The organism is Pseudomonas quercus (assembly GCF_012033695.1).
GTDB lineage: Bacteria > Pseudomonadota > Gammaproteobacteria > Pseudomonadales > Pseudomonadaceae > Aquipseudomonas > Aquipseudomonas quercus.
Genome location: NZ_JAAVJI010000008.1, coordinates 1 through 20,931 on the forward strand (window position 1 = coordinate 1; position 20,931 = coordinate 20,931).

The 20,931-nt window shown below is 62.7% G+C and carries 17 protein-coding genes; 6 read left to right on the plus strand and 11 right to left on the minus strand.

Annotation, left to right across the window (positions count from 1 at the left end; translation table 11 throughout):
* The 7 genes from HBH25_RS13990 to HBH25_RS14020 form a co-directional block, all read right to left on the minus strand.
* Positions 1-125, minus strand: a 125-nt coding sequence (locus tag HBH25_RS13990; protein WP_484573229.1) for a flagellin N-terminal helical domain-containing protein, incomplete at its 3' end; no start/stop codon positions are given.
* Between the two features lie 157 nt (positions 126-282).
* Positions 283-846, minus strand: coding sequence for an NUDIX hydrolase (locus tag HBH25_RS13995; protein WP_168084532.1), 564 nt, complete (start codon positions 844-846; stop codon positions 283-285).
* A 1-nt stretch (position 847) separates the two neighbouring features.
* Positions 848-1,600: a GntR family transcriptional regulator gene (locus HBH25_RS14000; protein WP_168084533.1), complete on the minus strand. Its 753-nt coding sequence runs from the start codon at positions 1,598-1,600 to the stop codon at positions 848-850.
* A gap of 123 nt (positions 1,601-1,723) precedes the next feature.
* Positions 1,724-2,209: a flavin reductase family protein gene (locus tag HBH25_RS14005; protein ID WP_168084534.1), complete on the minus strand. Its 486-nt coding sequence runs from the start codon at positions 2,207-2,209 to the stop codon at positions 1,724-1,726.
* Positions 2,210-2,223: 14 nt separating this feature from the next.
* A complete protein-coding gene (locus HBH25_RS14010) occupies positions 2,224-3,705 on the minus strand; it encodes an aldehyde dehydrogenase (RefSeq protein WP_168084535.1) in 1,482 nt (493 codons plus the stop codon).
* Positions 3,702-4,535 carry an alpha/beta fold hydrolase gene (locus tag HBH25_RS14015; RefSeq protein ID WP_168084536.1) on the minus strand — a complete coding sequence of 278 codons (834 nt, stop codon included), beginning with the start codon at positions 4,533-4,535 and terminating at the stop codon, positions 3,702-3,704. Before HBH25_RS14015 ends, HBH25_RS14010 begins: the two co-directional genes overlap by 4 nt.
* Positions 4,535-5,125, minus strand: coding sequence for an amino acid synthesis family protein (locus tag HBH25_RS14020; RefSeq protein WP_168084537.1), 591 nt, complete (start codon positions 5,123-5,125; stop codon positions 4,535-4,537). Before HBH25_RS14020 ends, HBH25_RS14015 begins: the two co-directional genes overlap by 1 nt.
* A 190-nt stretch (positions 5,126-5,315) precedes the next feature.
* Between HBH25_RS14020 and HBH25_RS14025 the strand changes: the two genes are divergently transcribed.
* Positions 5,316-5,543, plus strand: coding sequence for a VF530 family protein (locus HBH25_RS14025; protein WP_168084538.1), 228 nt, complete (start codon positions 5,316-5,318; stop codon positions 5,541-5,543).
* A 7-nt stretch (positions 5,544-5,550) separates the two neighbouring features.
* On the opposite strand, the gene HBH25_RS14030 is transcribed toward HBH25_RS14025, so the two are convergent.
* Entirely contained in the window at positions 5,551-5,946 is a 396-nt protein-coding gene (locus HBH25_RS14030; protein WP_168084539.1) for a response regulator, read from the minus strand.
* A 226-nt stretch (positions 5,947-6,172) separates the two neighbouring features.
* On the opposite strand from HBH25_RS14030, the gene HBH25_RS14035 reads away from it, so the two are divergent.
* The 3 genes from HBH25_RS14035 to HBH25_RS14045 all read left to right on the plus strand — a co-directional run bounded on the left by HBH25_RS14035 (position 6,173) and on the right by HBH25_RS14045 (position 13,804).
* Positions 6,173-7,168 (plus strand): aldo/keto reductase, encoded by a 996-nt coding sequence (locus HBH25_RS14035; protein ID WP_168084540.1) that lies wholly within the window; start codon positions 6,173-6,175, stop codon positions 7,166-7,168.
* Positions 7,169-7,306: 138 nt separating this feature from the next.
* Positions 7,307-12,469, plus strand: coding sequence for a DUF4011 domain-containing protein (locus tag HBH25_RS14040; protein ID WP_168084541.1), 5,163 nt, complete (start codon positions 7,307-7,309; stop codon positions 12,467-12,469).
* A 99-nt stretch (positions 12,470-12,568) separates the two neighbouring features.
* Positions 12,569-13,804: a chloride channel protein gene (locus HBH25_RS14045; protein WP_420708528.1), complete on the plus strand. Its 1,236-nt coding sequence runs from the start codon at positions 12,569-12,571 to the stop codon at positions 13,802-13,804.
* A 16-nt stretch (positions 13,805-13,820) separates the two neighbouring features.
* Here HBH25_RS14045 and HBH25_RS14050 read toward each other — a convergent pair whose 3' ends face one another.
* Positions 13,821-15,119 carry a Gfo/Idh/MocA family protein gene (locus tag HBH25_RS14050; RefSeq protein WP_168084543.1) on the minus strand — a complete coding sequence of 433 codons (1,299 nt, stop codon included), beginning with the start codon at positions 15,117-15,119 and terminating at the stop codon, positions 13,821-13,823.
* Between the two features lie 298 nt (positions 15,120-15,417).
* On the opposite strand from HBH25_RS14050, the gene HBH25_RS14055 reads away from it, so the two are divergent.
* A complete protein-coding gene (locus tag HBH25_RS14055; RefSeq protein WP_168084544.1) occupies positions 15,418-17,061 on the plus strand; it encodes an acetolactate synthase large subunit in 1,644 nt (547 codons plus the stop codon).
* A gap of 48 nt (positions 17,062-17,109) precedes the next feature.
* Here HBH25_RS14055 and HBH25_RS14060 read toward each other — a convergent pair whose 3' ends face one another.
* Positions 17,110-18,330, minus strand: coding sequence for a hypothetical protein (locus HBH25_RS14060; RefSeq protein WP_168084545.1), 1,221 nt, complete (start codon positions 18,328-18,330; stop codon positions 17,110-17,112).
* 179 nt (positions 18,331-18,509) lie between these two features.
* Between HBH25_RS14060 and HBH25_RS14065 the strand changes: the two genes are divergently transcribed.
* Complete coding sequence (locus HBH25_RS14065) at positions 18,510-20,639, plus strand: TonB-dependent receptor (RefSeq protein WP_229632000.1); 2,130 nt, start codon at positions 18,510-18,512, stop codon at positions 20,637-20,639.
* 20 nt (positions 20,640-20,659) lie between these two features.
* Here HBH25_RS14065 and HBH25_RS14070 read toward each other — a convergent pair whose 3' ends face one another.
* Entirely contained in the window at positions 20,660-20,869 is a 210-nt protein-coding gene (locus tag HBH25_RS14070) for a hypervirulence associated TUDOR domain-containing protein (RefSeq protein WP_168084546.1), read from the minus strand.
* Positions 20,870-20,931 lie beyond the last annotated feature (62 nt).

A 20,931-nucleotide genomic window follows, 5' to 3' on the forward strand; every position in this document is an offset into this window, starting at 1 on the left:
TTGGCGCTGTTGATTTTCAGACCCGAGGACAGGCGAGTCATCGAGGTTGCAGTGGCAGACGAAGCCTTGTTCAGGTTGTTCTGAACGGTCAAGGAAGCGATGTTAGTGTTAACGGTCAACGACATGATGCAAACCTCAGGGTCGATTGTGGAGTACGGCTTCCGGCCCTGGCTGTTTGGAAATGGCCCGGAGAACCTATGCCCTAGTTATCGTCGCCCTGTGCGATTGCTTTAACCCTGGATAGGGCCTGTTGTGAGACGCCGTTCACAATCCTGCAAACCCCTACCTCACGAACAACAGCTGCCCGTGTTCGTCACTGCCCGTGTACAACCCATAAACGCCAGACGCGCGCTCTTCGATATAGCGCTCCAGAATCTGGCGAATGGCGGGGTAGTAGATGTTATCCCAGGGAATGTCCTGGGGCAGGAACAGCTGCCGGTCCAGGGACTCCTCACCCCAGGTGTCTGCCATGCTCACCAGCGTGGCCCGAAACACGATGTACACCTCGCTGATGCGCGGCACGCTGAAGATGGAATAGGGCGCTGTGATCTGTGCCGTTACGCCGGTTTCTTCCCACACCTCACGCAAGGCCGCCTGCTCTGTGGTTTCGCCGGCTTCCATAAAGCCTGCAGGTAACGTCCAGGTGCCAGGGCGCGGCGCGATGGCACGCTGGCTGAGCAGGTAACGGCCTTCATGCTCCACAATGCAGCCGGCAATGATCTTGGGGTTCACGTAATGCACATAGCCGCAGCGTGCGCACAGCAGCCGCGAGTGGGTATCGCCGGGTGGGCAGCGCTGGTGCAGGTCGGCCCCGCCACACTGTGGGCAGAAGCGGGGCGCCGTCATGCTACCGTTCCAGAGCTGGCAGGGGCGTGGGCAGGGGTTCGATCATGTCGCGCACTTTTGCACTGCCTTCCTGCTTGGCCTGCAGGTAGGCCAGGGCCACCTGCGCTGCAGCATGAACGTGGTCGATGGAGGCTTGGAAGGCGGCTTGGGGGTCCCCGCTTTTGATGGCCTCCACCATGCGCTCCATTTCCTGATTGCTGGCCCCTCGGCGGTTTTCCTGGGACACCGACGTGGCGCGCAGGTAGCTGATACGGGCCTGCAGTTGGCGCAACTGGGTAGCGGCCACCTGGTTGCCGGAGCCTTCGAGCAACACATCGTAGAAGCCCTGCACTGAATCCAGGACCTGGGTCAGGTCCCCGGCTTCGAGCGTCTGGCGGTTGACCGCCAATGCTTTTTCCAGGGCACGGATATGCTTGGGCTTGGCACGCAGGGTGAACAGTTGAACGATCAGGCCCTCCAGCGCAGCACGCAGTTCGTAGAGGTCACGAGCGTCTTCGAGTGTAATGATCGCCACCCGCGGGCCCTTGGCATCCGCAAATTCCACCAGCCCTTCGGACTCCAGGTGCCGGAGCGCTTCGCGTACCGAGGTACGGCTTACCCCCAGGCGGTCGCACAGGTCCCGTTCCACCAGGCGATCACCGGGTAGCAGCTGGAAGTTCATGATCGCACTTCGGAGTTTGTCGAGCACGATCTCGCGCAGTGTCACGGGGTTGCGATTGACCTTGAAGCTGTCGTCGAGGGGCGTGCGTTTCATTGAGGGGCTCTTGTTGGCTCGCCTGAAGCGGAGGATGCGTATCTTTTCATTGGCACGGCCGAAGCTCAACCTTGATGTTCAGCGTGCTGCCCATCAAGGTGGCCACCTGCCCGGCCTGGCGCTTTAACTGAAGGCGGGTAGGGTGCCCATTTTGCCCCGGTGATAGATCATGGGCGTGACCGGTTCGCCGGGCAGGATCAGGTTCTTCACTTCCCCAACGATGATGGCGTGGTCGCCGCCTTCGTATTCACGCCATAGCTCGCACTCGATGATGGCTGTAGCACCTTCGAGCAACGGGTTGCCCAGGGCGCTCAAGGTCCAGGGGAGCTGGCGAGCCTTGTCCTTGTCCTTGCTGGCGAACGCATAGGCATGGGCCTGCTGTTCCCCTGAGAGCAAGTGGATGGCAAAACGCTTGCTTTGCACCAGTACCGGGTAGGTATTGGACGTGTAGTTGGGGCAGAACAATACCAGGGCAGGGTCCAGCGACAGGGCGCTGAAGGCGCTGGCGGTGATACCGACCAGCTCGCCTTCGCTGTCCAGGGTAGTGACCACAGTCACTCCGGAGGGGAAGGAGGCCAATACGTCTTTGTACACTTGGGGTTCGATCATTGCCGCCTTACCTCTTAACGCATCACGAATGGGTCTGGCATGGGAGCCTGGGACAGGTTGATCCACACGGTTTTCTGTTCTGTATACGCCAGCACCGAATCGATGCCGCTTTCACGGCCGTAGCCGCTGTTCTTGAACCCACCGATCGGGGCCATGGCTGACACGGCCCGATAGGTGTTGACCCAGATAATACCTGAACGCACGTCCCGTGCCAGACGGTGTGCGCGGCCCAGGTCGCGGGTCCAGATACCCGCTGCCAGCCCATACTCCGAATCATTGGCCAGTTCCAAGGCCTCGGCCTCGGTCTTGAAGCGGATGGCTGAGGCCACAGGGCCGAACACTTCTTCCTGCATGATCCGCATGTTATGGCGGTCACATTCAAACAGGGTGGGCTCGTAGTACCAGCCGCCAGTGTCGAGCGCCGGGCGCTTTCCGCCTGTGCGCAGTACCGCGCCTTCGGCCAGCGCTTCACCCACCAGGCGCTCCACCACGCCCAGCTGTTGCTCGGTTGCCATGGGGCCCATTTCAGTGGCGTCTTCCCGTGGGGCGCCAATCTTGATGGCTTTGGCACGTTCGACCAGGCGGCTGACAAAGGTTTCGTAGATCTCGTCCTGCACCAGCAGGCGCGAACCGGCTACGCAACTTTGCCCTGAAGCGGCGTAGATGCCCGCTATCACGCCATTGATCGCGCTATCCAGGTCGGCGTCAGCAAAGATGATATTGGGCGATTTGCCACCCAGCTCCAGTGACAACCGGGCGAAATTCTCGGCGGTGCCGCGTACCACATGGCGGGCCGTGGCAGCGCCGCCGGTGAAGGCCACCTTGCGTACCAGCGGGTGGCGCACCAAGGCTGCGCCCGTGCTGGGGCCGTAGCCGGTCACCACGTTTACCACGCCGGGTGGAATACCGGCTTCCAGCGCCAGACGGGCCAGCTCCAGCAGGGTGGCCGAAGCATGTTCGGAAGGCTTGAGCACAATGGTATTGCCTGCCGCCAAGGCAGGCGCCAGCTTGATGGCGGTCAGGTACAGCGGGCTGTTCCACGGAATGATCCCCGCCACAACGCCTAAGGGTTCGTGCACGGTGTAGGCAAACAGGTCCGGTTTGTCCAAAGGCAGTGTGCCGCCTTCCAGCTTGTCCGCCAGGCCTGCGGTGTAATGGAAGAACTCAGGCAGGTAACCCACTTGCCCTCGGGTTTCACGGATCAGCTTGCCATTGTCCCGGCTTTCCAGCTGGGCCAGGTGCTCTTTGTGCTCGCCAATCAAATCCCCCAGGCGGCGCAGCAGTTTTCCACGCGCCGTGGCAGTCAGCCCACGCCAGGCGACACTTTCGAACGCTTGCTGGGCGGCCTGAACCGCCGCGTCCACATCGGTTTCGTCCGCATCCGGCAATTGCGCCCAGGGCTGGCCAGTGGAAGGGTCAAGGCTTTGGAAGGTACGCCCGGTGTGGGCATCCTGCCAGGTACCTGCGATGCACATCTGAAAACGAACCAAGGTCATGCCACGTTCCCCTCGGCCTGTGCGTGCAGGCCTTTGATATTGGCCAGGAACCCGGTCAGCAGCTGGTTGACCAGCCGTGGGGCTTCTACTGGCATCATGTGACGTTGTTCAGGTAGCACCGCCACCAAGGCACCAGGAATGCGCGCCGCCAGTTGTCGGGCCATTTCCGGTGTAGAGCCGGTGTCCCATTCACCGGTGGCCACCAGTGTGGGTACGTTCACCTTGCTCAGCGCTTCGGCACGGTACATGTCCTGGGTAGCGAACAGGCTGTAGGTCGTCAGGTAGCCCTGTGGGTCATTGCTGGCCAGGGTGCGGCGAATGCTGTCCACCTGTGCAGGGCTGGCCGCTAGGTATTCGGGGCTGAACCACCGCGCCAAGGCGGCCCCGGCGTTTGCATCAGGGCCGAACTGGGCCGCCTGCCGGGTACGCTCTACCACACCGGCACGCTGCTCGGGCGAGCGGGCGAATACGCTGTTGAGCACCACCAGGGAACTGAGCCGGGCAGGGTGAAGAAGGGCAAACGCACGGGCCACCAGGCCACCCATGGAAAACCCCACCACGTGGGGCTGGCTCAGCCCAAGGTGATCGAGCAGCTCCAGCAGTTGGGCGGCGTAGCCCTCCAGGCCGGCATCAGCGTCGGGCATGGCACTTTCGCCATGGCCGAGCATGTCATAGGTAATCACTTGGTACTGCTTGGCCAGGCCTACCACCTGGCCACCCCACATGGCCTGGTTCAGGCCCACACCGTGGATCAACACCACGGGTGCGCCGCTTCCGGTCACCTGGTACGCAGTACCTGCGCCTGTCCATTGAGTGGGCTGGGCGCTCATCACTGCTGAGCCTTTTCCGCAGCCAGTGCTTCAAGGTCCAGGTATCGATTACCGATGCGAGGGTGCAGACGGCCGCCATTGGCCGCCCCGAGCACTACCACGATTTCGTCGGCACGAGGAGCGTCTTCAATCTTCATCTCAAGGGTGATGTAGTGAGACCGCAGGCCTTCATCATCCTTGTGCATCATCGGGATCTGGATTGAGGTGCCCGGCCCACCTCGCTTGTTAGTGAAGCTCAAGTAGCTCTTGGCTTGTACCGCTTCGCGGTAATGGTTGCCGAAGCGAAGGGTGTGGATCACGGCAGAGGCGTGTTCGATCTCGCCATCAGCGCCTACCACGGCGGCCTTGCCATAGGCCTCAATCTGGCCTGCACCGCCGATGGCTGCGGTGAGTTGCTCGACCATCAACGCCCCTAGCTCCGAACAATTGGCCTTGATCTGAGGCTGGAGGTCTTCCACAAACCCACCGGCCCAAGGGTTTTTAATGACCACCGCCAAGCCCACCATGGTGACCGGTTGCTCAGTGGCCTTGCCACCTTCAATAAACGTCTGCTCGGTGTAGGTCACGATCTTGCGAATGTCAAAGCCCACGGTACGTTCTCCTTAGCGATGCCCTTGCGAGCACTCATATCGGTATAGGTTGGGAAATGGTTTTTCGTATTACGGTATACCAGATACTAACCGAAAATGAGGCGTGTGCAAGCGGATTGGCGTCTAGCGTTAGGCGCAGGTCGTTAACTGCACTAAGCTGCCGGCTTTTACACGGAGCAATGGGCACGCCATGACCACCCCATCGAACACCAACCCGCTGCACGGTATTACCCTTGAACGGCTGCTCAATGAACTGGTGGGTCACTACGGGTGGGATGGGCTGGCCGCCCAGGTGGACATCCGGTGTTTCAAACATGATCCCAGTGTGAAGTCCAGCCTCGCCTTTCTGCGCAAAACCCCTTGGGCACGGCAGAAGGTCGAGGCCTTGTTCGTGGACTTGCAGCAACGAGATCGCTGACCTGGCGTCAGTTGTGCTTGAGGTGCTCGCGGATCTTGTCCTGCACGATGGCGTACAGGTGGTCCAGTGTCCAAGGCTTAGGCAGGAACGCAGCACTGGGTGGCAGCGGGTCATTGCCCCTGCCATGGTAGCCGCTGGTCACAATCACGGCGATGTCTGGGTCATAGTCGTGAATCAGCCAGGCCAGCTCCCAGCCATCGAGCTTGCCGGGGGTTTGCACATCGGTTACCAGTAGGTCAGGCCGCATCGCAGAGATAGCCGTGAGCCCTTGATCCGCCGTTTCCACAGCCACCACGCGCGCGCCCAGGTCCTCTAAAGCAAGCACCATGATCTCACGCAACGTAGGTTCGTCCTCGACGATCAGTATGTCCCGGCACAGCGGGGCAGCATCGTTATTTGGCATGGCTGATCACATCCATAATGGTCAAAGTTCTGACACTCTGGAGTGAGCGCCGATCAGAATGGCGGATGAGAGGTACAATTTGTACAGATATCGAGCAGTGCGCGGCATGGTGTACAAGTTTTGAACAGCGATTGCTATACGCCATGGCTTCGCGCCATTGAGCGCTTTCATGGTGCCTTTGGGCCAGGTGAGGTAAGGTCCAAGGCTTTGAGACGAGGAGCCCACCATGAACATGACCAAACTGGGAACGACTGGCTTAGAAATCTCGCGCCTCTGCCTGGGATGCATGACATTTGGCGAGCCCGATGCGGGCACCCATGCCTGGACACTGGATGAGGCGGCCAGCCGGCCGATCGTGAAGCAGGCGGTGGAGCACGGTATCAACTTTTTCGATACCGCCAACAGCTATTCGGCAGGCACGTCCGAGATCATTCTGGGCAAGCTGCTGAAAGAGTTCACACGTCGCGATGAAGTGGTGGTGGCCACCAAGGTTTTCTTCTCGTCCAGCATGCTGGGGGGAGGTTCACGCCCTAACGAACAGGGGCTGTCACGCAAGGCGATCATGGCCAATATCGACGCCAGCCTCACGCGCCTGGGCATGGACTATGTGGACCTGTACCAGATCCACCGTTGGGACTATCACACGCCTATCGAAGAAACCATGGAAGCGCTGCATGACGTTGTGAAGGCCGGCAAGGCTCGGTATATCGGCGCATCGTCCATGTTTGCCTGGCAGTTCGCCAAGGCGCAGCAGGTGGCCAAGGAGCACGGCTGGAGCCGCTTCGTGTCCATGCAGAATCACCTCAACCTGCTGTACCGGGAAGAAGAGCGTGAGATGCTGCCCCTGTGCCAGGACCAAGGCGTAGGCCTTATCCCTTGGAGCCCCCTGGCCCGTGGCCGCCTGACCCGGCCGCATGGGCAAGAGACCGAACGCATGCGCACCGACCTGTCCGGGCAGTCGTTCTATAAGGGTGCCGAGGCTTTGGACGGCCACGTGATCGATGTGGTCGAGCAGATCGCAGGAGAGCGAGGCGTGCCTATGGCCCAGGTGGCACTGGCCTGGGTACTGGGCAAGCCTGGCGTTTCAGCACCCATTGTGGGCGCCTCTAAAGTGGCTCAGCTCAATGATGCCGTGACCGCACTGGGCCTGGTACTGACGCAGGAAGAGCGGGAACGCCTTGAAGCCCCTTATGTGCCGCACTCCATCAGCGGGTACAGCTGACAGCCTGCTGCACCCGGCACAGGTTTCATGCGCGCCAGCGCATAAACTGTTTGTCTGTACAGGGGTGTGTCGTGGACTATAGGCACTTTTTCCCCTCGCCCGCTCATCGGCGAGGGTCTGTGTTCGAGGAGTCTACCCATGCACCCCAGGATCGAGGCAGCGGTTGCCCGAAAGGTCGGCTTTGCGTTTCACCAGAATGCCGTGCCAGTGCTTCGTGAGCTGGCCGTGCTGCACGAAGGCACCGAGGCCCTGAGCGACCTGACCCTCAGCCTGGTCACCGACCCACCCTTTGCAGAACCCCGCAGTTGGCACCTGGCGCGGCTGGAGCCTGGCGACACCTTGGCGGTGGCGGACCGGGACGTTCACCTTCATGCAGGGGTGCTGGCCGAACTGAGCGAGGGCCTGCAGGCGCAGCTGATCCTGCGCCTTGCCCAAGGTGAACAGGTGTTGGCCGAGCAACGCTACCCGGTGGAGCTTCTGGCCCGCATGGCCTGGGGTGGGCTGAATGCGATGCCTGAGTTGCTGGCTGCCTTCTGCCTGCCCAACGACCCGACTGTGGATCGCCTGCTCAAAGCGGCCTCGGACATCCTGCGCCGGGCGGGTAAAAAAGACGCCATCGACGGCTACGAAGGCAAATCCCGCACCCGTGTGTGGGAAGTGGTTTCGGCCCTGTGGTCAGCGGTCTGCAGCCTGCGCTTGAGTTATGCCTTGCCCCCGGCTAGCTTCGAGGACCAAGGCCAGAAAATCCGGGCCCCTGGGCAGGTGTTCGAAAACGGCATGGCCACCTGCCTGGATACCGCCTTGCTGTTCGCTGCGGCCCTGGAGCAGGCCGGGTTGAATGCCTTGATCATTCTGGCCAAGGGGCATGCTTTTGTAGGGGCCTGGCTGCAACCCCAGGAATTCTCACAGCTGCTGACCGATGAGGCCAGCGCGGTGCGCAAGCGCGTGGACCTCAAGGAACTCGTGGTCTTCGAGACCACCCTGGCCACACACATGCCACCGCCGGCCTTCTCCACGGCAGTACAGGCGGGTGAACGGCAACTGACGGATGATCGCTTTCTCATGGCCCTGGACCTGCACCGGGCGCGTATGCAGAAAATTCGGCCGCTGGCCTTGGCCAGTGCCTTGCCGTCGCCTGACGCAGCCGAAGCCCCCGGCCCTGTGGACAGCCTGGAGGCCGCGCCAGCGCTGCCGGGCTTTGACGTGGACATTACCCAGGCAGCCGAGGGGCCTGCGGGCACGTTGACCCTCTGGCAGCGCAAGCTGCTGGACCTGACAACGCGCAACCGCCTGCTGCACCTGCCCGACAGTGCCAAAGGCGTGCGCCTGTTGTGCACTGAGCCCGCGGCCTTGGAAGACGCCCTGGCCGGTGGCCAGCGGTTGCGTATCGTGCCAGTGCCAGACCTGGAAAGCAGTGGGCGTGACCCGGCCTTGTATGAGCGTCAGCACCAGCAAAGCCTACTCGATGAGGTCGCCCAGGCCGCCTTAGGGCGTGGCGAGGTGTTGGCCAACCTGGACAAGGCGCGGCTCGAAGCCAGCCTGATCGACCTGTACCGCAAGGCCCGTGGCGACCTGGAAGAGGGCGGTGCCAATACCCTGTTCCTGGCCTTGGGTTTTTTGAAATGGAAAAAAAGCGCCGAAGACCCAAAAACCTATTCGGCACCCCTGATTCTGCTGCCCGTGAAGCTGGAGCGCAAAAGCGCCCTGTCGGGGGTGACCCTGGCCGTGCTGGACGAAGAACCCCAGCTCAACCTGACCCTGCTGGAGCTGCTGCGCCACGACTTCGAGTTGACTATTCCTGGCCTGGAAAATGGCCTGCCTATGGACGATCAAGGCATCGACGTACTAGGCATCTGGAACCTGGTGCGGCGTGCGGTTCGAGACGTGACAGGGTTCGAGGTCAGCACCGACGTGGTGCTGGGGACGTTCTCGTTCGCCAAATACCTGATGTGGCAAGACCTGTCCGCCAATAGCGAGCAGTTGTTGCAGAGCCCCTTGGTCAGGCACCTGCTCAATCGGGACAGCCAGGGTGAAGGGTTCGGCCCGGCCCACCCGTTTCCACGCCCCGAACGCCTGGACGCTACTGTGCCGCCTGCCCAGGTGTTCACACCGCTGCCGGCGGATTCATCCCAGCTGGCCGCCGTAGTGGCGTCGGCCAGTGGCCACAGCTTTGTGCTGGACGGCCCTCCCGGTACGGGCAAATCACAGACCATCGCCAACATGATTGCCCACAACCTGGCCCTGGGGCGCAGGGTGCTGTTCGTGGCCGAGAAGCGCGCTGCGCTGGATGTGGTCTACAGGCGGCTGGAAGCCAAGGGGCTGGGTGAGTTTTGCCTGGAGCTGCACTCCAGCAAGGTCTCGAAGGTGGAGGTGCTCAAGCAGTTGGAGCGCGCCTGGGATACCCGGGAAGCCTTGACCAGCGAGGCGTGGGAGGGCGAAGCCTACAAGGTGCAAGTGCTGCGCGGGCAGTTGAACGCGCGCGTGGCCGTCCTGCACCAGCGGCACCCTAATGGGCTGTCGCTGCACCAAGCCATCGGCCGTGTGGTGCGGGATCACACCCCCGCCACGCCTCGGTTGACCTGGCCCGTAGGTACTGCGCATGACGCTGCCTACTACCAGCACCTGTTGGACCTTGCTCGCCGGCTAGGCCTCAATGCAGATGCCGCGGTCACTTTGGGGAGCGAATTCGGGGCCGTGGCCAACAGTCAATGGTCCAATGGCTGGCAGGCTGAACTGGCCGCGCTCGTCGGTGTGGTGCCCCAGGCACTGGATGCCCTTCAGGCCAAGGCCGAGCAGGTGCTGGCCTTGACCCGCCTGCCACTGGAGGCGGCCGATACCGCCCAGGCCCAGGGCTTGGCCGTGCTGGCTCGCCTGCTGCTCAAAACCCATGGGCTGAACCTGAGCTTCGCGTTTTCGCCTGACACCCCGGCCCGGCTGGCCGCCATCGCCCATGCTCACCCGCTGATCGACCGTTATGAGCAGCTGCGCCAGGCACTGTCGGTGCCCTACGCCGATGACGCCTGCCGCAGGTTACCCTTCGACAGCCTGCGAGAGGCCTGGAAAGCGGCCGAAGGAAAATTCTGGTTCTTCGCCACACTGGCCAAAAACAAGGTGACCCAGCAGTTGGCCAGCCTGGGCGGCGCCACCGGCACGCCTGACACGCCCAAGGACCTGGACACCCTTGAACGCATGCGCGACGTGATGGCCGAGCTGGATCAGCTGGACACTGACCTTCAAGGTGTACCGGGCTGGAGGGGCGTTGCCAGCGACCGGCCTCGTATGGCCCAGGCGCGTGAGCTGGCAGAAGGTATTCGTCGCCAGCTCAGCGCCTTGGCAGGCTCGCCGGATCACCTGATTGACCTGCGCGCTGCCGTAGCCCGGCTGGTGGTGGAGGCCAACGAACTGCTGGGGCCCGAGGGCCAGGTTGCAGCGGCCACCACGGCACTGGAACAGGCGGCCGCCCAGGAGGCCCAGGTGAGTGGTCAGTTCAACCGCCTGATCGGCGCGCAAGGCGCGGTGCCGTTGCCCGCCAGTGCGCGCCGCGAGGCCGCCGCCGCTATTGAGCGTCAGCCAGCGCGGCTCAAAGCCTGGTGTGACTGGTGCCGGGTGCGGGATGAGGCACGCGAAGCCGGGCTTGGCCCCCTGGCCGATGGGTTGGTCAGTGGTTCGGTGACCGCCTCAAGCTGTGTGGACACCTTCATCACCGCCTATGCCCATTGGTTCGCTTCCGAGGGCATCGATGCCGAGCCTCTGCTACGCGACTTCGTGGCCGCCGAGCACCTGAGCGACATTGCTCGGTTCAGCCAGTTGGACGATGAATTGGCCGCCTTGAGCGTACGGTACATCCGGGCCCGCCTATGCGGGGCCATCCCCTCGAAAAACGACAGTGGCCGGGAAGGCGGTTTCGCGGTGCTCAAGCATGAGCTGCAGAAGTCCCGACGGCACAAGCCCGTGCGCCAGCTGGCCGTTGAAATGGGTGATGCGTTCAACCGCCTGGCCCCGTGCATGCTCATGAGCCCGCTGTCCATTGCGCAATTCCTGCCGCCGAATCAGCCGCCGTTCGATCTCGTGATTTTCGACGAGGCGTCGCAGATCGCACCCTGGGACGCCATCGGTTCCATCGCCCGCGGCACCCAGGTGGTGATCGCTGGGGATCCCCGGCAGATGCCGCCCACCAACTTCTTCAACCGGGGTGCCAACGCAGGCGAGGACGACACTGGCGAAGACATGGAAAGCATCCTGGACGAATGCCTGGGGGCCGGTGTGCCCAGCCACAGCTTGAGCTGGCACTACCGCAGCCGCCATGAAAGCCTGATTGCGTTCTCCAACCACCGCTACTACGACAGCAACTTGATCACCTTCCCGGCCGCCGAAACCCGCGCCAGTGCCGTGGGCTGGCGGCGGGTAGAGGGCGTTTATGCCAAGGGCAAGGGCCGCTACAACCAGGCCGAAGCCCAGGCTGTGGTGGATGAGACCGTGAAGCGCCTGACGGACCCTGCATTCGTGGCTGAAGGCTATTCCATCGGCATCATCACTTTGAACAGTGACCAGCAGAAGCTGATCAACGACCTGCTCGATGCTGCTCGCAAACAGTACCCCGAGATCGAACCCTTCTTCCAGGAAGAGGGCCGGGCCGAACCGGTGGTGGTGAAAAATCTGGAGACGGTACAGGGAGACGAGCGCGACCTGATCATGCTCAGCATCGGTTACGGGCCGACCGAGCCGGGCGCCCCGGTGATGTCCATGAACTTCGGCCCCCTCAACAAGGAAGGAGGCTGGCGCCGGCTCAACGTGGCCGTTACCCGTTCACGACGGGAGATGCTGGTGTTCTCGTCGTTCGACCCCTCGATGATTGACCTCAACCGCACCAGCGCCCGTGCGGTCGCGGACCTGAAGCACTTCATCGAATTCGCCCAGCGCGGCCCCAAAGCCTTGGCTGGTGCGGTACGCGGTTCTGTCGGGGGCTATGATTCACCCTTTGAAGAGGCCGTGGCCCAAGGGCTGCGAGGCCTGGGCTGGACGGTGGTGCCGCAGGTGGGTGTATCACGCTTCCGCATTGACCTGGGGGTTGTACACCCGCAGCGCCCTGGGGATTACCTGGCTGGGGTGGAGTGCGACGGTGCTACCTATCACAGTGCCGCCACGGCCCGGGACCGAGACAAGGTGCGCGCCGAGATTCTTCGCGGCCTGGGCTGGCACCTGGTCCGGCTATGGTCCACCGACTGGTGGGTAGACAAGGCCGGTGCACTCCAACGGCTGGATGCCGAACTCAAGGCACTGTTGGCCGCCGAACAGGAGTAGCAGGGTATGCAAAACGAGCCTGTTGAACCCACGCCCACGCCAGCAGGTGCTACACCCCACCGGTTTGCGCGGCCCCAGTGGGGGCTGTGGCGCCAGCGCATGGGGTTCTGGGTCGGGGCGCTGCTGGTAGGGCTGGTGGCCCTGGCCTTTGCCTGGCTGGCCGACGCGGCGTTCACTGCGTTTCAGCGCCTGCTGGCTTTGGCCGCCTGGCTGCCGCTCATTGTCACGCCCTTAGGCTTCGCATTGCTGGCCGGCGTTACCCATCACTGGTTTCAGAATGCCCGTGGCAGTGGTATCCCCCAAGTCATCGCCGCCCTGGAAACGCCATCCCGGCGGTTTCGCCACCAGGTGCTGGCGCTGCCCGTCGCGGCGGTTCGGATGGCCTGCACCCTGGGGGCATTGCTGGTAGGCGGTTCGGTAGGGCGCGAAGGCCCTACAGTGCACGTCGGCGCAGCGGTGTTGTACGCCTTCGGCCGCCGCCTGGGCCTGCATGGGCGGCGCACGGTGGCCGGGCTGATCCTGGCGGGAGGTGCTGCTGGGATTGCTGCAGCGTTCAACACACCCCTGGCAGGCGTGGTATTTGCCATCGAAGAGCTGAGCCGCACCTTCGAACAACGCTTCAGCGGCCTGGTGCTGACGGCGGTGCTCATTGGGGGCATGGTCACCCTGGGCCTGATGGGCCATTACGCTTATTTCGGTGACATTGGCGGGCAGTTGCCCAGCGGCTGGGGCTGGAGTGCGGTGCCGGCCTGCGCGCTGTTCGGTGGGGTGCTGGGCGGGGTGTATGTGAAGCTGGTCCTGCCGTCGGACCGAGGTTGGCTGGGGAAAATGGCTGCGCTACGTTCGCGCTTCCCCATGCGTTTTGCAGGTGGCTGCGGGCTGGTGCTGGCGGTGCTGGGCCTGATCTCGGGCAACCATGTGTTCGGCACTGGCTACGAGGAAACCCGCGCGTTGCTCGAAGGCCAGCCCATTACCAACAGCGGCTTTTTGCTGTGGAAATTTCTGGCCAATGTCGCGTCCTACCTGGCAGGTATACCGGGCGGCCTGTTTTCACCCTCTCTGAGCATTGGTGCAGCGTTCACGCCGGTGCTCAGCCTGTTCCCCGGTATCGACTTCCAGACCGCTGCCTTGCTGGGCATGGGCGCTTACTTGGCGGGCGTGACGCGCTCGCCGCTGACGGCCTCTGTGATTGTGCTGGAGCTGTCCCACAGTCCAGACCTGGCCATTCCCATGCTGGGCACTACCTTGATGGCCGCCGCCATCTCCGGGTGGATCGCCCCGGTGTCCCTATACCATGCGCTGGCCAAGCAGATACTGGATAAAGTGGCGCCCTAGGCCTAGGCCTGGCGCTTCAGGCATCTTGTGCCAGGGGCGGGCCGCGGAAAGGGTCCAGCCCTTGTATCGGCTCCAGCTTCACAGGTTGCCCCGTACGGGCGCTTTCATAGATGGCCTCCATCAGCTTGTGATCCTGTACCCCTTCTTCCCCAGGGGTGTAGGGCGTACGGCCAGTGAGCACGCAGTCGGCCATGTGGTCCAGTTCAGCCGCGAACTGGTTTTTGGGGGCTAACGTGAGTTCGGCATTTCGCGTGGCGTCATCGTCCCGGTCTACCACGGCCATGCGCTGGCCCCGGTAGAGAAACGCATTTGGCATATCGATGGCCGCCTTTTCCAGGTTCAGGTGCTGGCGCTTGTCGTCGCGGGCGCCGTAGCTGGTCATGCAGTTGGCGACGGTGTGGGAGGGGAAGCGCAGGGTGAACTGCACGGTTTCCTCTACGTCGGCAAAACGCGGATCACCCGGAGGGGAATAGGTGGTGGCATACACCTCGGTGGGCTCTTCACCGGTGATGAAGCGTGCGGTGTTCAAGCAGTACAGCCCAATGTCCACCAAAGAACCTCCGCCGGCCATGGCTTTCTTGTGTCGCCATTGCTGGTCGCCATCGGCCGCCACTGTCTGGGTATTGATGCCGTTATACGCCACCAGCCGCCCATACTGTTTGCCGCGGACCAGTTCCATGGCTCGGCGGTTGTAGGGCTCATATTGAATGCGGTATGCCACCATCAGTTTTACCCCGGCCTGTTGGCAGGCGTCGACCATGGCCTGGCCATCCTTGGAGGAGACCGACATGGGTTTTTCCGTCAGCACATGCTTGCCGGCTTTGGCGGCCCGCTCGCAGAATTCCCGGTGCATGGCGTTGGGCAGCACGATGTACACCACTTTTACGTCTGGGTTGTCCTGGAGGCGGTCGAAGGCCTCATAGCTGTAGCAGCTGTCAGGCTTGATGCCGTATTGCTGGGCTACAGCCTTCAGCTTTTCGGGCGAGCCCGACACCAGCGCCACGGGTTTGGCCTTCATACACTGGCCAAAGGCCGGAAGAATTTCTTCCAGCGCTAGCCGACCCAGCCCTACCACGGCAAAGCCGATGCGCTCTTCCGGCGGCAGAGGCTTGGGCGGGGGTGGCGAAGGGGTATCCGCCGGCCCCCGCCAGGTGGGGAATTTTACCGCGCCCTGTTCCACATTGCCGGTATCCACGGGGGTAGGGGCTGCGAAGGTGGCGGCCATGGCGCTGGGCACCACCGCAGCGGCAGTGGCCGACACGGCCACCAGTTTGCACAGGGCACGGCGGTTGAGGGTAGGGCGGTCATCGCTCATGGCAGGCTCGGTAACAGTGGAGGGGGTACAAGACCGGACCGCAGGCAAGGCAGGAAGGTTTCGACCAATCCGATCTCACCCCATATACGCCGGGGCTTGCCCGCGCTTGCCAGGCCGCTGCGCAGGCAGGGCATGGCGCCTACTACAGCACAATGAACCCACGCTGAGATCAATCACAGCCCTAACGTGACGTAACCGCAGCGGCGCCAGTCTGAAAAAGGGGCTGGCTTTTTTACCCGCTTGTCCTTTACATAGTCACCGCCACGCGCACGCACGCGCTTACTCATGGGGAAAGGAAATGGCCAAGGCCGCTGATGTCGTCGTTCAATGCCTGGAAAACGAAGGCGTCGAGTATGTATTCGGGATTCCAGGCGAAGAAAACCTGGACCTGCTCGAATCCTTGCGCAAGTCACCGATCAAGCTGATTCTCACCCGTCACGAGCAATCGGCTGGGTTCATGGCCGCGACCTATGGCCGCTTGACTGGCAAAACCGGCGTAAGCCTGTCCACCCTCGGCCCAGGCGCCACTAACCTGGTGACCGCTGGCGCCTATGCCTACCTGGGCGGCATGCCCATGCTGATGATCACAGGCCAGAAGCCGATCAAGAAGTCCAAGCAGGGCCGTTTCCAGATCCTGGATGTGGTCGGCATGATGCAGCCCCTGACCAAATACACCCACCAGTTGGCGTCGGCCGACAACATCCCGTCCCGCGTACGTGAAGCCTTCCGTCTGGCGGAGGAAGAAAAGCCGGGCGCAGTGCACCTGGAGCTGCCTGAAGACATCGCCGCCGAGCAGACCGACAGCCTGCCGATCACCCCTAGCCTGCACCGCCGCCCTGTGGCTGAACACAAAGCGATCGCTGCGGCGCTGGCTAAACTGCAGGCGGCCCGCCGTCCCATTCTCGTGATCGGGGCGGGCGCCAACCGCAAGATGACGGCCAAGGTGCTGCGCCAGCTGATCGACAAGACCGATATTCCTTTCGTGACCACCCAGATGGGCAAGGGCGTGGTAGACGAGCGCCATCCACGCTTCCTGGGCAACGCCGCGCTGTCGGCCGGGGACTTCGTGCACCGTGCCGTGGAAGCCGCCGATTTGATCGTGAACATCGGCCACGACGTGATCGAAAAGCCACCGTTCTTCATGGTCCGTGGCGGGACGGAAGTCATCCACATCAACTTCCGCTCGGCAGAAGTTGACCCCGTGTATTTCCCCCAGATCGAGGTGGTAGGGGACATCGCCAACACCGTGTGGCAAATCAGCGAGGCGCTGGAGCCCCAGGCCCACTGGGATTTCGACCGGTTCATGACCATCCGTGAAGCCAACGAAACCCAGATTGCCGAGGGCGCCGACGACAACCGCTTCCCGGTGTACCCGCAGCGGCTGGTGGCCGACGTGCGCAGGGCGCTGCCTTCCGACGGCATCGTGGCGCTGGATAACGGCATCTACAAGCTCTGGTTTGCCCGTAACTACAAGGCCCACAAGCCCAACACCGTACTGTTGGACAACGCCTTGGCGACCATGGGCGCCGGCTTGCCGTCGGCCATGGCGTCGCACCTGGTGCACCCGGATCGCCCTGTGGTAGCCGTATGTGGTGACGGTGGCTTCATGATGAACAGCCAGGAGCTGGAAACGGCCGTTCGCCTGAAGATGCACATCACCGTCATCATCCTGCGAGACGACGGTTACGGCATGATCCGCTGGAAACAGTCGAACATGGGGTTCACCGACTATGGCCTGGACTATGGCAACCCGGACTTCGTGATGTACGCGCAAAGCTACGGCGCCAAAGGGCACCGCGTGGAAAGCGCGGAAAGCTTCCTGCCACTGCTGGAGCGCTGCCTCAGCGAGCCGGGCGTGCATGTAATCGACTGCCCAGTCGACTACTCGGAAAATGACGCGATTCTGAACAGCGAACTCAAGCGCCGCAGCGCGCTGGTGTAAGCCGCACTACCCTGGGGGCCTGATCGGGCTCCCAGGCCTTAACCCCCCTCAGTCTGCCCTTGTGCAGGCAAACCCCTTGGCTTGCTCGCGCGCTACCTGGGCCTGGGCCTTCTCCTGGCACACCTGCGGCTTCTGCCGGGCGTTCCAGAGCACCGATGTGGTCTTGTCCACCTGGTACATCGTACGGCACACCGAGCGGGGCGAATCGCCCCCGATCACCCATACCCTACGCACATCTCCGTGCTTTTCGCACCGGACACCGGCCCCTTTGACGTGCAAGGGGGCGACCACTGGGGTGGGCGCTGCGGCGGGAGCCACCACAGGCACAGGCACCTCAGCCGTGTTCTGGGTCAGCACTACCTTCGGGTACAGCACGCCAGGCTGCACGGGGTCTGTAAGGTGCCAGCCCAGGGTCCAGCCATCGCTCAGGGGCAACGACCCCACTGGCCGAGGCACCGCCGTCACGGAGGACCCGGTGCCGGGCGGCACCATCCCGTCATAGGCCTGCACAGGGTCCAGTTTGGCGACCGTCCACCCTTTTAGCTGTGCGCCTTGCAGGATCGCCGCCGAGGCCAATGGCCGTTGGCACTTGAAGGTGGCAGACAGGCACGTGGTGCCGTTAGTGTCCCGCAGCAGCACCGCCGAACCGGTGTCGAAAAATACCGAGCGCAGCGCCTGCTCATCGCTGCCAGCAGCGGCCATGGCCAGCCCGCCCAGCGCTGCCGCTAAGGTAGCGCTTTGCATCAATTGGCCGGGCGCGCCGGTTGTGCGTTGTGTATCCCACAAGCCGGCAGCGGCCAGCAGGCCGACGCGCAGCGCCTGGGTGGGCGTGGTGTTGGGCTGCTGGTAGGCCCACCATGCGCCATAGGCGGCTGCCCCCGGCGGCCCACCGGCGATGGCGTGGGCCAGTTGCGAGGTGGCATTGCCTACGGTGAAGGCCCGTGCCACGGTGTCGGCACCGTTTTCCTTGCCCGCGCTGCCGCCCATGTGTTGCCGCCACACGTTGGCGACCAAGGCATCGGTATGGGGCTCGGCCGAACCGCCTCGGGCCGCTAGGTAGGCCTCGATGGCAGGCCAGGCCGTGTCCTCAGGCCGTGGGTCGGCGGGCGTGCCACCGTCGCCAGGGTGCATCTGCAGCGTGGCGGTACGGATATCGGCCAGGGCCTGGTCAGCAATGGACGCCCAGCCTGGCATCAACATGCCGTCGGCCAGGGTAAGTGCGGGAAGAAACAACAACGCGAGGGGAAGCAGAGCGGGGCGTAAGGTCATGGAAAGGCCGGCAGATAGAGCAGTAGAAAAAGGGCCGTCGACCACAACCTGAAGACCTTGAAGGCTAACAGCATACCGCGACCGGGCAGCGTCATCAAAACGATGGGCGTGGACAGCATTCGGTATATAGGTTTCTATACAGCCCTTTTCACGCTAGCGGGTCGAGTTGCCTGTCGTCTATGAAATCGTTTTTTGCTTTGCCTTCCACGCCGCTGTTGATGGCGCTCTGCATTACCCACGCTTACGCCGAGCAGCCCCAGGAGATCGAGCTGGCGCCTGTTCAGGTGAATGGCCAACCTTTGAGCCCGGCCGAGATCGACCACGTCGCCGCACGGTACAAGTCCGCTGTACTTGGCCCCCTGGGTGAGCGTGACGTGCAAGACACGCCTTATGCGCTGAACGTGGTACCTCGGGACTTGATAGATAGCCAGCAATTCAAAAGCGTCAAAGACGTCTACCGATTGATTCCCTCGGTGCAGGGCGGCGGCACCCGCCCACAGACACGCGGCCTGCAAGGCAGTGTGGTGCAGAACAGTCGCCTGGATGGCCTCAATATCGTCTCCACCACCGACTACCCGGCCGAACAGTTCGATAGCCTCCAGGTACTTAACGGCCTGGCAGGCTCGCTGTACGGCCCCGCCAACCCCGCCGGTACCTTCAATTTCATCTCCAGGCGCCCCACGGATAGCACCCGAAACCGCCTCACGCTGGGCGTTGGCACCGGGCTGACCTGGCTTAAAAGCGCCGACCTGAGCGGGCCATTCGACCCGGCCGGCCGCGTGAAGTACCGGCTGAACCTGCTGGACGAACAGGGCCAGGGTTACAACCCTGGTAGCCGCCTGCATCGACAGTTGGTCAGCCTGGCCACGGATGTGCAACTGGGCGACAGCACGGTACTGGAGACCAACTTCACCCAGTACAACTACCTCGCTAAAGGCCAGCCGGGCACCTTCGCGCTTGCCGCCGGCCAGGCCTACCCTCGCGCCTTGAACCCCACCCGCAGCCACTTGGGCCAAACGTATGCGGGTAATGACAACGTTACCCAGACCGGCAGCCTGCACCTGAAGCACGATTTCGACGGCAACTGGAAGCTAGACGTCGGCTGGTTGCGGCAAATGGCTGACCGCGAATCCACAGGCGTGACCAATACGCTGATCGACGGCGTGGGTGATTACCGGTCTACCGTGTCTACCACTACCGCCAGCCGCTTCACGATCAACAGCTACCTGGCCAACCTTAATGGCAGCCTGTTTACAGGGCCGGTGCGCCATGACCTCACTGTGGGCGTGAGTGGCTTCGACTGGAACAACTACAACCCGGTCAATGGCAGTAAGCAGGACCTGGGCCTTGCCAGCCTGAACCACCCGACCCGTTTTGGCGAGCCTGACTACCCTGACTTTACCGACCGCTACCGCTCGGCCGTGTCCCGCCAGGGCGCCCTGACCCTGGGGGACACCCTAACGTTTTCACCCCAATGGAGCCTGATGCTGACCGCCAGCGAGAGCCGGCTCAGCGCGCGCAACTATGGGAAAACAGGCCAGCGCACCAGTACTTCGGACGACAGCGGCCTCAGCACCGCGGCCAGCCTGATGTACAAGCCTGTGGATGACCTTACGCTGTACCTGACCTATGCCGATAGCCTGCAGCAAGGCGACACGGCGCCCACCGGGACTGGTAACGCCAACACGGTACTGTCGCCGTACCGCAGCCGTATGTGGGAAGCGGGAGGCAAATGGGCGCTGGCAGGGATGAACCTGTCCCTGGCAGCCTTTCAGATCAAACGGTCTTACGCGTATACCGAAGGCACGCACTATGGGGTGAACGGTGAACAACGCAACCGTGGGATTGAGTTCATGGTGGACGGCAAGGCAACCGAGAACACTCGGCTGTATGGTGGCGTGACCTGGCTGGACCCGCGGCTGCTGGACACCGGCGCGGCCGCTACCGAAAACACCCAGGTGGTGGGCCTGGCCAAATACACCGCCAGCCTGCTGGCCGAATACCAGGTGCCACAGCTGCCTGGGGTAGCGCTCAATACAACAGCCCGCTATGTGGGCCGCCGTGCCTCGGACAACAACAATGACCATTGGGTGAGCGGCTACCGAACCTTTGACATAGGCGCCAGCTACACGACCCGGTTGATGCAGCGCGCTACTGTGTACCGGCTGAACGTCTCCAACCTAGGTAATGAGCGGTATTGGACCAACATTGTACCCGGTGGGTTGAATGGCTATTCCGGTAGCGGCACCGCGAGCGCGAACCTAGGCGCTCCTCGCATGGTGCAGGCCTCGATTCAGGTCGACATTTGAACTAGCCGGTCACAGGCCGCTCAGCGCCTGCTCAACGCATCACCATGGTGCAGGGCGCTGTGCCCGGTCTTGTCACTTTTCACCTCATATTGAGGCTCGTCCTTGGACGCCGGCCGGTGCTTGCCCATGAATTCCACATCGTTTACATGCACCTTGGTCACTTTGCCATGGGTCTCCCCAGCCTGTGAGCGCCACGTCACGCTGTCTCCCACTTTATAGTGCGTTGTCATTGAGCCGGCTCCGTTGCAGGGTTCAAGGTATGGATCCGTTGAGGCCCCTGGAATTCCATCGG

What these genes read in the sequence shown, in the direction of transcription:
- HBH25_RS14055 (WP_168084544.1), top strand. Translation starts at nt 15,418, where the DNA reads ATGGCCAAGGCCGCTGATGTCGTCGTTCAATGCCTGGAAAACGAAGGC.
- HBH25_RS14025 (WP_168084538.1), top strand. Translation starts at nt 5,316, where the DNA reads ATGACCACCCCATCGAACACCAACCCGCTGCACGGTATTACCCTTGAA.
- HBH25_RS14005 (WP_168084534.1), bottom strand. Translation starts at nt 2,209, where the DNA reads ATGATCGAACCCCAAGTGTACAAAGACGTATTGGCCTCCTTCCCCTCC.
- HBH25_RS14000 (WP_168084533.1), bottom strand. Translation starts at nt 1,600, where the DNA reads ATGAAACGCACGCCCCTCGACGACAGCTTCAAGGTCAATCGCAACCCC.
- HBH25_RS14015 (WP_168084536.1), bottom strand. Translation starts at nt 4,535, where the DNA reads ATGAGCGCCCAGCCCACTCAATGGACAGGCGCAGGTACTGCGTACCAG.
- HBH25_RS14045 (WP_420708528.1), top strand. Translation starts at nt 12,569, where the DNA reads ATGGGGTTCTGGGTCGGGGCGCTGCTGGTAGGGCTGGTGGCCCTGGCC.
- HBH25_RS14010 (WP_168084535.1), bottom strand. Translation starts at nt 3,705, where the DNA reads ATGACCTTGGTTCGTTTTCAGATGTGCATCGCAGGTACCTGGCAGGAT.
- HBH25_RS14040 (WP_168084541.1), top strand. Translation starts at nt 7,307, where the DNA reads ATGCACCCCAGGATCGAGGCAGCGGTTGCCCGAAAGGTCGGCTTTGCG.
- HBH25_RS14060 (WP_168084545.1), bottom strand. Translation starts at nt 18,330, where the DNA reads ATGACCTTACGCCCCGCTCTGCTTCCCCTCGCGTTGTTGTTTCTTCCC.
- HBH25_RS14030 (WP_168084539.1), bottom strand. Translation starts at nt 5,946, where the DNA reads ATGCCAAATAACGATGCTGCCCCGCTGTGCCGGGACATACTGATCGTC.
- HBH25_RS14065 (WP_229632000.1), top strand. Translation starts at nt 18,510, where the DNA reads ATGAAATCGTTTTTTGCTTTGCCTTCCACGCCGCTGTTGATGGCGCTC.
- HBH25_RS14070 (WP_168084546.1), bottom strand. Translation starts at nt 20,869, where the DNA reads ATGACAACGCACTATAAAGTGGGAGACAGCGTGACGTGGCGCTCACAG.
- HBH25_RS14035 (WP_168084540.1), top strand. Translation starts at nt 6,173, where the DNA reads ATGAACATGACCAAACTGGGAACGACTGGCTTAGAAATCTCGCGCCTC.
- HBH25_RS14050 (WP_168084543.1), bottom strand. Translation starts at nt 15,119, where the DNA reads ATGAGCGATGACCGCCCTACCCTCAACCGCCGTGCCCTGTGCAAACTG.
- HBH25_RS13995 (WP_168084532.1), bottom strand. Translation starts at nt 846, where the DNA reads ATGACGGCGCCCCGCTTCTGCCCACAGTGTGGCGGGGCCGACCTGCAC.